Below are 14,898 nucleotides of genomic sequence, written 5' to 3'. Positions count from 1 at the left end.
CCGCCGGACGCCACTGACGTGGCGCCGCTGTGCTTCAGCGTTATGGGGTTACAGGTGCTGTTCCACATCCATGCTGTTGTGAAGAATCCGTATTACAACGATATGGGATTCCGTGCCAGCCCGGTAAAAGATGACATGGCTACCCTGGCTGAATTTTTTGTACCCTGGCTTGATATCGTCCGCATCGCGGCCTATTTCAGGCTGGCGAGAAAGCAGTTTGAATGCATCATCAAACTGCTTGAGGTATTTATCGCGTTGCCGCTTTCCCCATTTTTCGGTGGTAAAGCGGCCAATATTAATAAGATCTTTACGGGCAGAAGCGGTAAGCAGGTAAGGACGCATTAGTGAGCTTCGTTATCCAGTTCTGCAATAATGCTTTCAAGGGAATAATCCGCTATCCCGCTTTGCTCACCTTCATCCAAGAGGCGTCGGAGGCGATCAAGCTTGCTCTCTGTTTCTTCAAGCAGGCGCAGTCCGGCGCGGACCACTTCGCTCGCCGAGCCATAACGGCCATTCTCCACTTGGGCCGCAATAAACTCATCAAAGTGAGGGCCAAGTGTAATGCTGGTATTTCTAGCCATGAGTAGCCTCCTGTACCAAATATTGGTACATTGTGCCAAGACACCCATAACAAGGCAAGGCAGGCCGACGTGGACTTCCCCCACTTCAGTAGACACGCATCGATAACTCCGCCACAGGAGAAGTACGATGCCGAAAATGATCACGGGGAAGAAGACCCAACGCTATAGCGTCGAGTTGAAAGTCAAAGCGGTGGAATGGATTAATCCAGGCGAGACAAAAGATGCGGAAGTCCTTTTCCTCTTTCCCAAAGGCTACGATATCGCACTGTATGAGGGGGGGGCTTGAATGGCGCCTTCAGGAAGGGGGCGCTGGTAGGTTAATGTTCAGAGCACGAGCTCTGTTCAGCAAGTCGCTGTTAACCGACAAATTAGCGGCCTTTTTGGGAGCGGCAATGTTGCATAGATCGGCCGTTGTAGCCTCCAGTTGCAGCAACATGCTTAGTGATAGGTTGTGCGCATGCAAGTGCAGTTAACCAGAGGCCGTTGCCGGGCGGCGTTACACGCCTAGCATAGTGACTTGCTGAATGGCCTGTCGTTTCTCCACGCTCAGTACCAGTCGGGCATCATCCGCCACTTCATCCAGGCCTTCGCCATAGCATAGCAATTCGTTGTCATCGGTGGTGATAACACCGTTTTTTTGCATGTTGGCAATAAAGTTCCGGAACAGGCTCTTGTCAAAAAACTCAGGCGCATTCAGCCCGAACAAGATAGACATACGTTCTGCCAGCAAGGTGCACTGCTCTTCCAGTTCTGCTGCGGTAATCGTCCCTGAACCATTTTTGCGCAATATACCCAGCGCGATGTGGTACCGCTCTACCGTCTGAATGATGAATCTGGACAGTATTCTGAGGCGCAGCATGGCTTCAGTGCCTTCTTCGGGGCGCGCGATTCTGTCGTTCTCCTGGGCAACCAGCAGGCCCTGTTCTACCAGAACGTCAATCCACTGGTTAATAACCGCTTCCGCTTCTTCAGGTTGGTACTTCAGGAACAGTTCAGACTGGATATAAGGGTAGGCGACGCCAGCAAGATGGACGATTCGTTCACGTGCAAGTGAGCTTTTGTTCTCGAACAGGCTAGCCACCAGTGCAGGCAAGGCAAAAAGGTGCTGGATGTTGTTGCGATAGTAGGTCATCAGGATGGCATTGCTGCCTTCCAGCCCAATGATGTCACCCAGCTTCTGGGGTTGGCGTGAGACCAGCCCCATGGATTCGCAGTAGGTAACCCAGTCTTTTCCTGAGCCTTCAGGCAAGGTTACAGTGTCTGCGTAGGGGAAAGCCTTGAGAAGGTCTCCGTACTGATCCGCCAGGCGAACAAGCTGGCCTTCATCCATGGCCAGCCTTTCAGCGCCAAGCAATACGGTTGCGATCATGCCAATGGGGTTTACTGCTACCGATGCGTTGATGCTTGAGGCAACGCGCTGTGATAGTTCGCCAACCGCTTCATTGAGCCAGGCAGGACGATACTCTGAGCTGTAAGCCTCATCGCGCCAGCTGTCGCGGACATCGTCCAATACCTCAGACAGATGTATGGCCTCGCCAAAGTTGAGTGCAACTTTGCCGAAGGAGCTACCAAGGTTGCGGGCGGATTTGGCCAGCCCGAACACGCTTTCTTTCTGCTTTTTCTTACCCCGGAGTTCGCCCAGGTAAGATCGCCCTTCCATGACCTTTTCATACCCGATGTACACAGGAACGAAAACAATCGGCTTGCGGTGGTCGCGCAGGAAGCTGCGCACTGTCATGGCGAGCATGCCCGGGCGGGGTTGCAGCATACGGCCGGTGCGGCTGCGGCCGCCTTCTACAAAATATTCAACCGAGTAGCCACGGGTAAACATTACGTGCATGTATTCGTTGAAAACGGTGCTGTAAAGCGGGTTGTCCCGGAAGCTTCTGCGCATGAAGAAGGCCCCACCCCGGCGCAGGATTGGCCCCAATATCGGCATGTTCAGGTTGATGCCTGCTGCGATGTGCGGGGGCATCAGGCCGTTTTTGTAGAGCACGTAAGACAGCAACAGGTAGTCGATATGGGAGCGGTGGCAGGGCACGTATATGACCGTGTTGTTCTGAGCAGTTTCCTTGGCCACGCGAATGTTGTTAACGGCAATGCCTTTGTAAATGCGGTTCCAGAGCCAGGCAAGTAGTACCTCAAAAATACGGATGGTGACGATGGACATGCTGGCGGCAATTTCATCAGCGTATTTGTAGGCCCGGGCACGTACTTTTTCTGGCGCTATGTCTTCTTTGACTGCGGTCTCCCGGATAGCCTCTTTAACGGCCTGGGTTCTTACCAAGCCTTCTACGAGCGTTCTCCGGTGCGACAAATCCGGGCCTAACACCGCTTGTCGAACCTTGCGGAAGTGGGTTCGCAAAATACGGGCAAGCTTGCGGTTGGCGCGCTCTTCGCTGTGGCGATACTCTTCAATAATCTGCTTCAGCGGGAAGGGCTTATTGAACTGAACATAGGTGTTACGACCATGCACCAGAATAATCAGGAATTTTTGCAGTCGGCCAGCAACAGACCAGGTGTCTGATAAAAGCAGTTTCACCAGGGACTTTTCTTTGTCCGGAGAACGTCCCCAGAACAGGGATACAGGAACAATCTGTACATCCTTCTCCGGGTTTTCCAGACCGTAGCGCACCAGCGCCTGGAATTCAGGGGTTGGAACAGGCGCCTGGCGTTTGCGGAAGGATCTGCCAACTCGACGGTACAGAAAAAAGAAGGAGTGCGAAGGGCCATTTTTTACCGGAAGTGATGTAGTGGCACCGGGCAGATTTGCCCGTATCACCTCCTGCTCAAGAACCAGTCGACTCGATAGCGAGCTGTATTGCAGTACATAACAGACGGGCTTTTCAGGCGACAGCCCCAGTGCTTCAATGCTGTTCCCGCTGACGTCTGTCCGAACCCATAAAAACAGGATTTTCCGGAAAAGTGTCAGGATCAGGCTTCGAATACCCTGGTAAAGACGCATAAAATGTCGCTCCGATGAAAAACAGCCGCCAAGTTTACTTGGTTGAGTGAGAGCCGGAAAGCCAATGCTTCATTCTTGAAGCTCTCTTACGTGTGATACATTCCTGTTTGGCCCGTTTAACACTATAAGGTGCGATAGCAGATGGCGACATCATCTATTCAGTGGAACCCCGGATGGACTACCAGGCAGCCCGAGCGGGGAGACCTTGTACTGGTACTGTCTGGATCCGGTGTGTTCAAGCCGGGCGATGGATGGTTGCAGCCGTTGGAAAGTATGCCTGTGCAGGCAGGAAATGCGGGCTTTGTATCTTTGGGAAGCGCAGATGGCCGTGCAGTTTTCGTGACCGAAGTACCGGAATCCGTTAGTGCTGACGGTGATATTGTTTCGTTGCGCGATGCCTTGATGATGATCAGCGATGTGCCCGCGGCCATGCTCAGCACCGGCTTTCAGGTTTGGCAGTGGTTTCAGGATCACCAGTATTGTGGGCGCTGTGGTGGCTGCATGGGGTTTCATCGCCGGGAACGGGCAAAGTGGTGCGATAGCTGCAGCATTCCTTGGTATCCGCGGCTTGCGCCCTGTGTGATTGTGGTGATTCGCAAAGAGGACCACTACCTTTTGGCCAAGTCCTCTCGTGTGAAGCGCCATTTCTATAGCCTGATAGCAGGTTTTGTGGAGCCAGGAGAAAGCCTGGAAGCTGCCGTTGTGCGTGAGGTAAAAGAAGAAACCGGGTTGGATGTGACTAATATTCAATATCGGGCGTCTGAGCCCTGGCCCTTTCCACACCAGTTGATGGCCGGTTTTTTTGCTGACTATGCTGGTGGCGAGCTGGTTCTCCAGGAGGATGAGCTTGCTGATGCAGGTTGGTTTTTACCTGGTAGCAGGCCGCCAGTGCCACCAGAAACGACAATTTCCGGGCGACTGATACGGGATATGGAAAGAATGATTACTGGTGGAGTGTCCGGCCTTGAGTGAGCGTGGCTTACCGCGGGTTCTGGTTTTTGATTCAGGCGTTGGCGGGTTAAGCGTTGCAGCCTGTGTCCATGAAAAGCTGCCGCAGACATCTATTGTATATTTGGCAGATAACGCCGCCTTTCCCTACGGTGGTCAGCCAGAATCTGTCGTTATTGAGCGTTGTTGCTCGCTTATTGCAAAAGCACTGGAACAATACCCATGTGATGCAATTGTGGTGGCTTGCAACACGGCCAGCACGGTTGCCCTGCCGCACCTGCGCGCTATAACAGCTGTGCCGGTGGTGGGTGTTGTGCCAGCGGTGAAACCTGCTGCGGCGCAAACCCTCAATCACCGGATTGGGCTTCTGGCCACCCCTGCAACGGTACGCCGGCCTTACCTCGACGAGTTGGTGCGGGAATTTGCCTCTCACTGCGAGGTTGAGCGTGTTGGGCACCCGGCGTTGGTTCAGTGGGCGGAGGATTTGGCCAGAGGTGTAGCTGTGCCTCAGGCTGAACTCGACAGCGCAGTTGCTAGCCTGCGAAATGCTGGAGTGGATACCGTTGTCCTCGGGTGTACTCACTATCCACTGTTGCTGGATAATCTTCGGTTAAGTCTGCCGGAGGTGAAGTTCTGGGTGGATTCCGGGGAGGCTATTGCGCGCCGTGTTGCCTGGCTTCTGGCGCAAGCCGAAAAGCCTTTAACCGCGACGGCGCCCAGTGACGTTAAAGGCGAACCTGTGGCTGCAGCCCTGTTCACCGGTAAGGCTCCGGAAGGTGTTGCCAATTATATGGCAATCATGGGCCTGCAGCCTGCCAGGGTTGTCGGGAATTGGCCTTCAGAGTCATAGCACTTGGGTCAGCTTGAACATGGCAAGAAACTCGAGTGCTGGTATGCTCCGCTTGTGGCAGCAGTATGTCTTGAAGTTGTCGCCGCGGAACCGTGATTTAGTGAACTCCAGTCCCTTGAAGTTATAGATGAAATTACCCCGGTTGTAGATGCTGTGCAAAATGCGTTTTAGAAGCCGTCCTTCCTGGTGTTCCGTGGTTGAGTCAAGCGACAGCGGGATAAGCCCCAAATCCAGATAGGGAACGCCTTCGGCCTTGAATGCTTCCATGGCGTGTGCCATCAGAGTATAGAAAATGCCCTGTTTGAAATCTGCGTTTGCGCGGGAAATATTAGGGACGTAACTGATGATTTCGTTGTCGCGGTAAATCGGATCAAAGTAGATAAATCCAACCGCTTTGCCATCCTGGTACGCATAGAAGCGACGCTCGTTTTCCCGGTATTCCATGTCCATGGGGCGAATCAGAAAGCGGATTTCGTTACTTTTACATTTGCGGGTACGAATCCAGGCTTCCGAGATTTCCCGGGTGTGGTCGTCGCTGAACCGTTCCTGCACCGTGATGGCGCTTTTTTCAGCCTGGTTCAATGCGGTGCGCAGAATCTGTTTTTTCTTGCCGCTAAGAGACCACTTTGCCAGGTCGATTCGGGATTCGCTGCCAAACTGTGTGCCGTACAAGCCAAAGCGCTGGTGCAAGAAGTCCACAACCGGTTTGGAAACCTGTACATAGGAGGCGTTAGGGAAGCGCTTTTGAAACAGCTCCAGAACCGCACCGAAGTTTTCCGGGGCGCAGACTGGGTCTGAGAGAACAATGGTGGTGCCCCACTGCCGCATGTAGGCCACATACCCCATCCCTGGTACATCAAAATATTGCATACCTGGCTGCAGGGTAGAGAAGGATTGGGAATGGCCGCCAAACCTCTTCAGGTAACCTACTCGCTCACTGAAGGTAAAAGCGGTGCTTTCAAGCTCGGAGGCCTGGTCGAGAGCAAGGATTTGATCTGACATGTGAATCTCCCCGGTTTTTATTATTTGGCAGATGATCTGTTATGCCTGCTTGCGGCCGAGAATTGACCAGTAACAATCCATGTTCAGCAGTTTGAAGTGCTTTTTCTCCGTTACCTCAAGGCCTAGGCTACGCATGTGCTCCGGGTAGTTGTATATCTTGTGGAAGGCATTGTTGGCGAACAGCCAGAAGGTAAACACGGCCATGTACCAGTACAGCTTTTTGAAGGTGCGCGAGAACACATTGCCGGTTGGGTAACAGAAATCGCCTACAACAATGTGAGCGTCTTCCTTGCCCAGTTGAATCAGGTGTTCCAGAACCTTCACCATCATGGTTTCGTCAAATACGTTGAGGAAAAAGTTGGCGACAACCATGTCGTATTGACCTACTTCATCCACTTTCATGATGTCGCTGTGAATGCGGCGAATGCTGAGGTGGGGTGCTTCGCTTTCCTGTGCTTCTCCGAACTTGCGCAGCATGGTTTCTGACAAGTCAACAACCGTAACGTCGGCACCCAGTTCTGCTGCACGTATGGCGTCCCGGCCATGGCCAACACCGGCAAACAGAATGCGGTCGCCTTGCTTCACTGTTTCCACATCCAGCATCGCGGTTTTACATCGGTGAATGTTTTTTCCGCTGTAAAGATTGCTGAGGAAATCGTACACGGGGCCTATGTAGCGGTACTTGTCACGCATGATAACTGCTGCCTGTTCTTGTTAGCTTGAATGCCGCCATCGTTATTGTAATTTTTGCCATTCTGACTAGTCAGAATGTTTCGATAGCCAATGTCTTTGTGATTCAAGTCTATTGAGCAGGGTAGAAAAAATATGTGCCGTAATCCCCATTTCGAGATACAAAAATTAACCTGAGGCACTGCTTTGATAACAGATTCAAGGTTCGGTATAGGATTGTAAGACAGTGTTCTCGGGGCAGATCAGCTTGAGGCGGTTGCAGCCATTTCGGTTTTTGGGTGTGTCAGCAGCTTGCTGATTTCTGCAGCGGGTTGTGCGGGGCCGTAGAAAAATCCCTGTACCTGATGGCAGCCGAGTGCGCGCAGGTAATCGAGCTGCTTTTCAGTCTCTACGCCCTCGGCAACAATTTCCAGCTTGAGCCCGTGAGCCATAGCTATAATAGCGTTAACAATACAGGCATCGTCCACGCCACTTCGGATCGCTTTAACGAAGGATTGATCAACTTTCAGGGTGTGGATAGGCAGTCTGTGCAGGTAGTTCAGTGATGAATACCCGGTGCCAAAATCATCGATTGCGATACGTACGCCGATATTTGCCAGCTCCCGGAGCTTCTGGCTGATCTGCTCCAGGTCGTTCATGATCACGTTTTCGGTAATTTCGATTTCCAGATTTGCGGGAGGGAACCGGTTAGCGTTTACTCGCTCTATCAAGGTTTCAACAAACCGGGGATGCTCCACCTCAATAGGGGAAAGGTTTACGGCCAGTCGCAAGTCTTTATGCCCGGCGCGGATCCATTGGCCAACATCCCGGCATGCCTGATCCAGAACCTGCTCGCTGAGCAGGCCAATGAGCTTGGTTTCCTCGGCCAGACTGAGAAAATCCCGGGGGTAGAGCAGGCCACGTTCAGGGTGCTGCCAACGTACCAAAGCCTCGAGCCCAACGATCTGATCAGTGCGGGCACAAACCTGGGGCTGGTAAAACACCCGCAGCTCTTTTTTCTCAAGAGCCATGCGCAGATCCCGTTCCAGCAGCAAGCGGTGGGTACTGTCGATGCTCATGCTCTCGGAGTAAAAGCGATAGCTGTCTTTGCCCCGGGCCTTGACGTGATACATGGCGATATCAGCATTCTGGATCAGCTGATCCATGCTGCAGCCTGCTTCCGGATAGATAGCGATGCCAATGCTGACCCCCACATACACTTCATGCTCGCCCAGCAGGAAAGGCGCTTTGAGTGTCTTGATGAGTTTTCTGGCGATCTGGCTTGCGTCTTCGTGACCGTGAACCGATGGAAGAAGCAGGGTGAATTCGTCGCCGCCAAAGCGAGACAAGGTGTCGCCCTTGCGCAGGCAGCCTTCCAGGCGTTGGGTGACAGCTTGTAGCAGCCGGTCACCCATAGCGTGGCCAAGGGTATCATTAATGATTTTGAAGCGGTCCAGGTCAAGAAACATCACTGCGAGCTTTTGGTGGCCGCGACGTGCATGGGTGATGGCTAACTCCAGACGATCTTTAAACAACGCGCGGTTAGGCAAGCGCGTGAGCAGGTCGTGATAGGCTTGGAAATTTATAAAGGCTTCAGCTTCTTTGCGTTCAGTGACATCGCGTGCAGTGCCGTAGTAACTGGCGTTTTGGCCATTACCGCCGCCGTTGGTACTGCCGTTGTGTGTCCAAGCCTGGGGTGAAATGGGAAAGGCTGTTATCTCGAAATGCCGGGTAGCTCGGCGGCTACCTCGTGTTTTGAGACGTATCTCAAGAGTACGGGGGTTGTCTGCGCTGATGTCCGGCGCGTTGAGTGCGTAAACACCTCTGGCGAGATCGCGCTCATCAAGAATGTTCCGGAAGTGCTTGCCACAGAGCTCAGCCGGCTTATAGCCCAGCAGGCTTTCGACCTTGCTGTTAATAAAACAGAAGTGCCCCTTTGCATCCAGCATGAATACGATATCGGGCGAACTGTTTACGATGTAACGGTGTAGTGCTTCAGATTTCTCAAGGCGCACCTGTATGTCTTCATGGGCTTTAAGAAGCGACTGCTTGCCAACAACGCCTTTTACTGTGGCGATGAGTTCTTCAGGATCAAATGGCTTACGAACGTAGTCCAGAGCACCGCGCCTGAGTGCGCGGCTGACGGCTGTGAATGAGCTTTCTCCGCTGATAACGATAATCGCGCATTCTGGCTGCCGGCTGTTCAGGTGGCTCATGACTGCAAAACCATCTACTTCTGGCATGCGCAAATCGAGCAGGGCCAGGTCAAAGCGAAGGGTGTCTGCCAGTTCGCAGGCCTGTTTTCCGCCATGGGCCTCGGTTACATCGTAGCCGCAGCTGCGCAGCAGGGTAGACAAAGCGCTTGCCAGGCGTGGTTCGTCATCAACCACCAGAATGCGCGCTGCGCCATGCAAGGTATGCTTGTTGGGCTGATCAGGTGCCATTGCTCTGGATCCGCTATCGTTCGTCAGTCGGTCTTGGTGTCTTCGTGGCTAGTCGCAGGCAGCAGCAGTCGGAAGGTGGTTCCTTCCTGCCCCGTATGACAAGCAATGATGCCCTCCATGTCATCAACAAGTTGTTTCACAATGCTAAGGCCCAAACCGCTGTGGCCTTCTCCTTTTGTGGTCTTTCCCGGTGTAAACAGGACTTTCCGTAAACTCTCGGGAATGCCGGCACCCGTGTCGGTCACTACCATCTCAACCCAGTTGCTATGCCCTTGCCAAACCGGGGCCGAAGTCTTGATTGTAACGGTTCCGCCGGTCTCACACATGCTTTCAGCAGCATTCCTGACCAGATTGATAAGGATCTGGCGGATGGCAGGCGGGCCAGCGTTAACTAACGTTTGAGTGTTACACAGTAGCACGTTCAAATGCAGGTTGCCGTCGCTGAAAAGGCTGTCTTCCAGTACGCGGGCGAGGCTTGATATCTCTGCGTTCAGATCGGCTGCTCCGTCGCCAATATCGCGGGTTGTGGTGTGGGTGAGTTGCAGCAGCAAATTGCCTGCCCGATCTATTTCATCCCGCACGACATCCAGTTCTCCCTGCATTTCCTGATCGCTAAGCCGGCTTTTGAGTTGGTGGATGTACTGGCGAATGATGGTCAGAGGATTGCTGATTTCATGCACTTGCCTGTGCAGTTTTTCCAGCGCGATCTGGCGATTCAGGTCTGCTTCCTCTGTGCTGATCTCCAGGGAAGCGCTCTTGTCCTGAAGTGTCGCGGAAAGTTTTTGGACAAAAAGATTTACCAGCTCTGCAGATGTATCGGGTGTCTTGCCATCGGTGCCCAGCACAAATACGCCGGGGCAACGATTACCTGTAATCACGGGAACAGCGGTTAGTGATGGGGTTCTGAGCAGAGATAAAAGCTGGTTGTCGAGCACGTTTGGCGTGCGCCCACTCAGGCTGACCTGCGTTCTCGATGCAAAAGCCTCACTCAAGGCACTGCCACCGGCTTGTGCGTTTATAACCAGGCGCGGGTTGTCCCCTGCGGTGCCTGACAGAAGTACAAGGCTGTCATCGTCGAGCCCAAAGCACAGTGCAGGCAGCCCGGTAATCAGCGTAAGGCTACTGACAGTTTCCGCAAGAATAGCGCCACTGGTGCCGGCCAAATCTGCAAAGCCAAGAGCTTGCTGCGCAATGGCCTGTCGCAATACGGTCTGACGGAGTTTTTTTGATGCGGGCTCGGCGCTGTAGCTTTTGATTAGCGGAATTCCCATAGACTCTGCCATTTGGGAAACGTCCAGGTTGATGCGCCGGTTGACTTCACGGACCAGGTCTTCGCTGAGTCCGAACATGGTGCCCGCGGCTGCAATGCCGGCAGAATCGGACAAGGCGAGGCGGGTGGATAGGCTGATAACTTTTACCAGATGCCCTGCGTCCCGTAACTCTGAGGGTAACGCCTGTTGATAGCGCATGGCGTCTGCTGCCATTGACCCCAAGCCCCAGGAGGTAACCAGCTCTGCTGCGATCTCGGACTGACGATTCATGAATTCTTGCCGCGCCTCCATATCAGGCGTCTTTATTGCGATCAGTTCGCCGATGTTGTGAAGCATACCGAGCATGAAGGCTTCATCGGCTTCCGGATAGCGGGTCAGGGTTGCCAGAGCACGAGCCGTAAGTGCTGTAGTCAGCGCATGTCGCCAGAAATCCCGCAACTGTTGCCAGGCGCCACCGCCCAAGTCAAAAAGTACCTGGCGGAGGGCGACGGTCAGTATCAGTGTTTTGAAGCGTCGTGTTCCAAGGCGCATTAATGCCTGATCAATGGATCGTATTCCGGGGGTGGGGCCATAGAGAGCGGAATTGGCCAAGGCAAGAATTCGAACCACCAAGGCGGTATCCGATGCGACGATTTCGCTGATAGCACGATAGTTGTCATCCCGGTGGCAGGCTTCAAGCGCGCGCAGGGTGACTTCCGGAAGGCTCGGGAGCTGGAGGTCGGGAACTGTATTCATAGGCTTGCCTGTAGAGCGCGCTGAAATCACATTATGAAACTGTGTTCATTTTTATTAGTAGTCGAGCTTAGTCAAAAAGTCGGGAAGTTTAAACATCAGCTGTACTTTTTTTGATCGGCATATTCATTGGAACGTGATGTGTGTACAATTTTTACAGGTTAATGTGCCGTTTGTTGTTCCTGCAAGGATGTAAGGTCGTCCGCCATGAGTGCTCAGCAATCACCAATACGCAAAGCTAACCCGCCCAGAACCATCGCCATAACTGGCGGCAAGGGTGGAGTGGGGAAGACATCTGTTGCGCTGAATTTGGCGCTCACGCTGGCGCGCCAAGATAAACGTGTACTGCTTTTGGACGGTGATACAGATCTTGCCAATGTAAGCATTATGCTGGGGCTGTACCCCGAGCGCACACTGGCGCATGTGGTTGCCGGTGAATGCCGTCTGGAAGACATACTTCTGGAGGTGAGTTACGGCTTGCATATCCTGCCCGGGGCGTCCGGTGTCCAGGAATGCATGGATATGGCCCCCGAGGACAGCTTCCGCATTCTGCGTGCACTTTCAATGCTGGAACGACGCTATGACTACGTGATAACGGATACCGCAGCTGGTCTTCAGCCGACTGGTTTGCACATGATTGCAGCTGCGGAACTGGCCTGTGTGGTGGTAACGCCAGACCCAGCCTCTCTGACAGACGCCTTTTCCCTGATCAAGGTATTGAGGCGCCGTGGCTATAAACGAACGCCCAGTGTGTTGATCAATATGGCGCAGGGTGCCAGTCAGGCGCGCTCGGTGTTTCAACGCCTCGATGCCGCCGCGCGTCGTCACCTTGAGTGCTCCCTGCATTACATGGGCGGAATATGGCGCGATGAGACGCTGCGCCAATCAGTATTGAATCAGAAGCCGGTTGCACTCTTGCCACAGTCTGACCCGTCGTGCCGACAGTTCGGTACATTGGCGGACATGCTTGAGGTGCGACTCACGCAACTCCCTGGGCGCAAAGCGGGTATAGCTGCCTATTGGCATTCCGTTTCGAAGCGTCAGCAGACCCGTGAGCAGAAGCCGGAAGTAACAAAGCCCTCGGTCAGCCCCCGGGATCGCTGCCTGAAGGCTGTTGCTGAGCTGGAAGCAGTGCTTGGGCCGGTAAGTGATAACGCCATGCTGCGCTATGACGTTTTTATGCGCCTGTTTGCCTTGCTGGGGCGCACGCCCGACAACGACACTATTGAGATTATCCAGACCGGGCTGAGTGCTATTGCCTGGGAAGGCCTGAATCGGGAGCAACGTGAACATCTCGCAGCGCACCTCAGGCATTTGGCGGAAGAAATTTCGCCACCCGACACAGATATGCCCCCTGGTGATAGCAGTGCTCTTGCGCAGAGTCTCCCTCAGCCGGTACTCCCCGAGCCATTTTATGATCGCATCAGTTTTGGTGATCAGGAAAACCTGGTTAGAGTTTTGAAAGAACAGCCTTCCGGTATTTCACTGAGCCAATTGCTACGGTCTTTGGTTGATGAAGAAGGCAGTGGCGCCTGAGCAAGGTTGCTTGGGTGCAAGTACGGGAACATGTCGGCTAATTCGCTATTTCTTCCGGGGCGTTTGTAGAGCAGCATTTTGTGCTGGCGCTGTTGCGTGAGTTTTGGTGATAACCTTGCGGTTTGTCACCACACTGCCATGATTCTTGTGCAAGTATTGGGAGCTGCAGGAAATCATGAAAAAGGAATTTTCGTTATCGTAAACCAAACAAAGGAAGCTGGAATGTCTTCGTCCAAGGTACTTGAGCAACTGCGAGGCAAGCATGTTCTGATTACCGGCACCACGGGGTTCCTGGGCAAGGTTGTTCTGGAAAAACTGATTCGGGCGGTGCCTGATATTGGTGGTATACATCTTCTGATACGGGGCAATAAGCAGAACCCTGATGCCCGTAGTCGATTCCTCCAGGAAATTGCCACCTCGTCTGTGTTTGATCGTTTGCGTCAGGAGGACAACGAAGCGTTCGAGTCGTTTCTGGAAGAGCGCCTGCACTGTGTCACAGGAGAGGTAACTGAACCCGGTTTTGGTCTGCAGCCCGAGGCCCTTCAAAAGCTGGCTGACAGCATCGATGCGGTCGTTAATTCCGCTGCCAGTGTCAACTTTCGCGAAGAGCTCGACAAGGCACTAACGATCAATACCTTGTGTCTGGAAAACATTGCGGAGCTGGCGCAACTGAACCCCAACCTTGCGGTTGTTCAGGTTTCAACCTGCTATGTAAACGGAATGAACTCCGGCCAGGTTACCGAATCGGTAATTAAGCCTGCGGGTGAGGATATTCCCCGCAGCCCCTCAGGCTACTATGAAATAGAAGAGCTGATCCGGGTGCTTAACGACAGCATCGTAGATGTGCGTTCGCGCTATACCGGCAAAATGCTGGAGCGCAAGCTTGTAGACCTGGGGATCCGTGAGGCAAACCGATACGGCTGGAGTGACACCTATACCTTTACTAAATGGCTGGGCGAGCAGCTGCTAATGAAAGCACTGAAGGGTCGCTCCCTTACCATTGTACGCCCGTCCATAATTGAAAGCGCTCTGGAAGAGCCAGCGCCTGGCTGGATTGAAGGTGTAAAAGTGGCGGATGCCATCATTCTTGCTTACGCTCGGGAAAAAGTAACCCTCTTCCCCGGCAAGCGCTCTGGCATTGTTGATGTTATTCCCGTTGATCTGGTTGCAAACTCCATCATTCTTGCGGTGGCTGAAGCATTGAGCGAGCCGCCGGAGTCGAGGATCTACCAGTGTTGCAGTGGCAGTTCCAACCCGGTGTCTGTGGGTGCGTTCATTGATCATCTGCTGGCGGAAGCCAAGACCAACTACGCTGCCTACCCAAACCTGTTTTACCGTCGGCCCGTCAAACCCTTCATTGCAGTAAATCGCGCTTTGTTCGATGCCTTAGTGGGCGGTGCCCGTATTCCATTGAGTATGGCAAGCCGCATGAAGGGGCTGTTGGGGCAGGGGCGCGAGCTTAAGGTCTTGCAAAACCTTGACACCACTCGTTCACTGGCAACCATTTTCGGCTTTTACACTGCCCCGGATTATATCTTCCGCAATGACGAGCTTCTGGCTTTGGCCACGCGCATGGGGGAGGTAGATAAGGCATTGTTTCCTGTGGATGCCCGCCAGGTTGATTGGGCAGTATATTTACGCAAGATTCACCTGGCTGGCCTGAACCGGTACGCACTTAGTGCGAAAAAAGCCCGTGGTCCACGGAGTTCCCGGGGACGAAAGAAAGCTGCGTGATTTTATCTGGCCCTATTAAACGGGGGCTGGTTTACCTCCCCGGGAAGTAGGGCCGCCTTTAATTTGAAGCCCATACTGTTTGGAAATTACCCTTGAATTCTTGCAGGTTACTGAACTTTTTAAGCTAAAAGTTCAAGTACGTTAGGACGTTAGTCTAATTCATTGT

General features: G+C 53.2%; 13 protein-coding genes. 5 read left to right on the top strand and 8 right to left on the bottom strand.

What is annotated here, in order from left to right; all coding sequences use genetic code 11:
- Positions 1 to 48: 48 nt before the first annotated feature.
- Both FE848_RS06155 and FE848_RS06150 read right to left on the bottom strand, forming a co-directional pair.
- The gene (locus tag FE848_RS06155) at positions 49 to 342 is read right to left on the bottom strand and encodes a type II toxin-antitoxin system RelE/ParE family toxin (RefSeq protein ID WP_200201882.1); all 294 of its coding nucleotides are present in this window, start codon (positions 340 to 342) and stop codon (positions 49 to 51) included.
- Positions 342 to 581: a type II toxin-antitoxin system ParD family antitoxin gene (locus FE848_RS06150; RefSeq protein ID WP_200201881.1), complete on the bottom strand. Its 240-nt coding sequence runs from the start codon at positions 579 to 581 to the stop codon at positions 342 to 344. Before FE848_RS06150 ends, FE848_RS06155 begins: the two co-directional genes overlap by 1 nt.
- 127 nt (positions 582 to 708) lie before the next feature.
- Between FE848_RS06150 and FE848_RS06145 the strand changes: the two genes are divergently transcribed.
- Positions 709 to 867, top strand: a complete 159-nt coding sequence (locus tag FE848_RS06145; RefSeq protein ID WP_200201880.1) for a hypothetical protein — start codon at positions 709 to 711, stop codon at positions 865 to 867.
- Between the two features lie 9 nt (positions 868 to 876).
- Here the strand turns inward: FE848_RS06145 and FE848_RS06140 are convergent, their stop codons facing one another.
- Together FE848_RS06140 and plsB are read right to left on the bottom strand one after the other, a co-directional pair.
- Positions 877 to 1,017, bottom strand: coding sequence for a type II toxin-antitoxin system CcdA family antitoxin (locus FE848_RS06140; RefSeq protein ID WP_200202111.1), 141 nt, complete (start codon positions 1,015 to 1,017; stop codon positions 877 to 879).
- A 60-nt stretch (positions 1,018 to 1,077) separates the two neighbouring features.
- Positions 1,078 to 3,546: a glycerol-3-phosphate 1-O-acyltransferase PlsB gene (gene plsB / locus FE848_RS06135; RefSeq protein ID WP_200201879.1), complete on the bottom strand. Its 2,469-nt coding sequence runs from the start codon at positions 3,544 to 3,546 to the stop codon at positions 1,078 to 1,080.
- A gap of 141 nt (positions 3,547 to 3,687) precedes the next feature.
- Here plsB and nudC point away from each other — a divergent pair, with 141 nt between their 5' ends.
- Both nudC and murI read left to right on the top strand, forming a co-directional pair.
- Positions 3,688 to 4,518: an NAD(+) diphosphatase gene (nudC, locus tag FE848_RS06130; RefSeq protein WP_200201878.1), complete on the top strand. Its 831-nt coding sequence runs from the start codon at positions 3,688 to 3,690 to the stop codon at positions 4,516 to 4,518.
- Entirely contained in the window at positions 4,511 to 5,344 is an 834-nt protein-coding gene (murI, locus tag FE848_RS06125; protein WP_200201877.1) for a glutamate racemase, read from the top strand. Before nudC ends, murI begins: the two co-directional genes overlap by 8 nt.
- On the opposite strand, the gene FE848_RS06120 is transcribed toward murI, so the two are convergent.
- From FE848_RS06120 to FE848_RS06105, 4 genes are all read right to left on the bottom strand, one after another.
- The gene (locus FE848_RS06120) at positions 5,339 to 6,346 is read right to left on the bottom strand and encodes a DUF2156 domain-containing protein (protein ID WP_200201876.1); all 1,008 of its coding nucleotides are present in this window, start codon (positions 6,344 to 6,346) and stop codon (positions 5,339 to 5,341) included. The genes murI and FE848_RS06120 overlap by 6 nt on opposite strands.
- 39 nt (positions 6,347 to 6,385) lie before the next feature.
- Complete coding sequence (locus FE848_RS06115; protein ID WP_200201875.1) at positions 6,386 to 7,039, bottom strand: class I SAM-dependent methyltransferase; 654 nt, start codon at positions 7,037 to 7,039, stop codon at positions 6,386 to 6,388.
- 239 nt (positions 7,040 to 7,278) lie between these two features.
- Entirely contained in the window at positions 7,279 to 9,459 is a 2,181-nt protein-coding gene (locus tag FE848_RS06110) for an EAL domain-containing protein (protein ID WP_200201874.1), read from the bottom strand.
- 23 nt (positions 9,460 to 9,482) lie between these two features.
- Entirely contained in the window at positions 9,483 to 11,465 is a 1,983-nt protein-coding gene (locus tag FE848_RS06105; RefSeq protein ID WP_200201873.1) for an HDOD domain-containing protein, read from the bottom strand.
- A gap of 204 nt (positions 11,466 to 11,669) precedes the next feature.
- Here FE848_RS06105 and FE848_RS06100 point away from each other — a divergent pair, with 204 nt between their 5' ends.
- Positions 11,670 to 12,998, top strand: coding sequence for an AAA family ATPase (locus FE848_RS06100; RefSeq protein WP_200201872.1), 1,329 nt, complete (start codon positions 11,670 to 11,672; stop codon positions 12,996 to 12,998).
- Between the two features lie 222 nt (positions 12,999 to 13,220).
- Entirely contained in the window at positions 13,221 to 14,732 is a 1,512-nt protein-coding gene (locus tag FE848_RS06095; RefSeq protein WP_200201871.1) for a fatty acyl-CoA reductase, read from the top strand.
- Positions 14,733 to 14,898: the final 166 nt, after the last annotated feature.

The organism is Marinobacter sp. 1-3A, from assembly GCF_016597775.1.
Classification (GTDB): domain Bacteria; phylum Pseudomonadota; class Gammaproteobacteria; order Pseudomonadales; family Oleiphilaceae; genus Marinobacter; species Marinobacter xiaoshiensis.
This window is presented reverse-complemented; position numbering and strand designations above follow the sequence as displayed.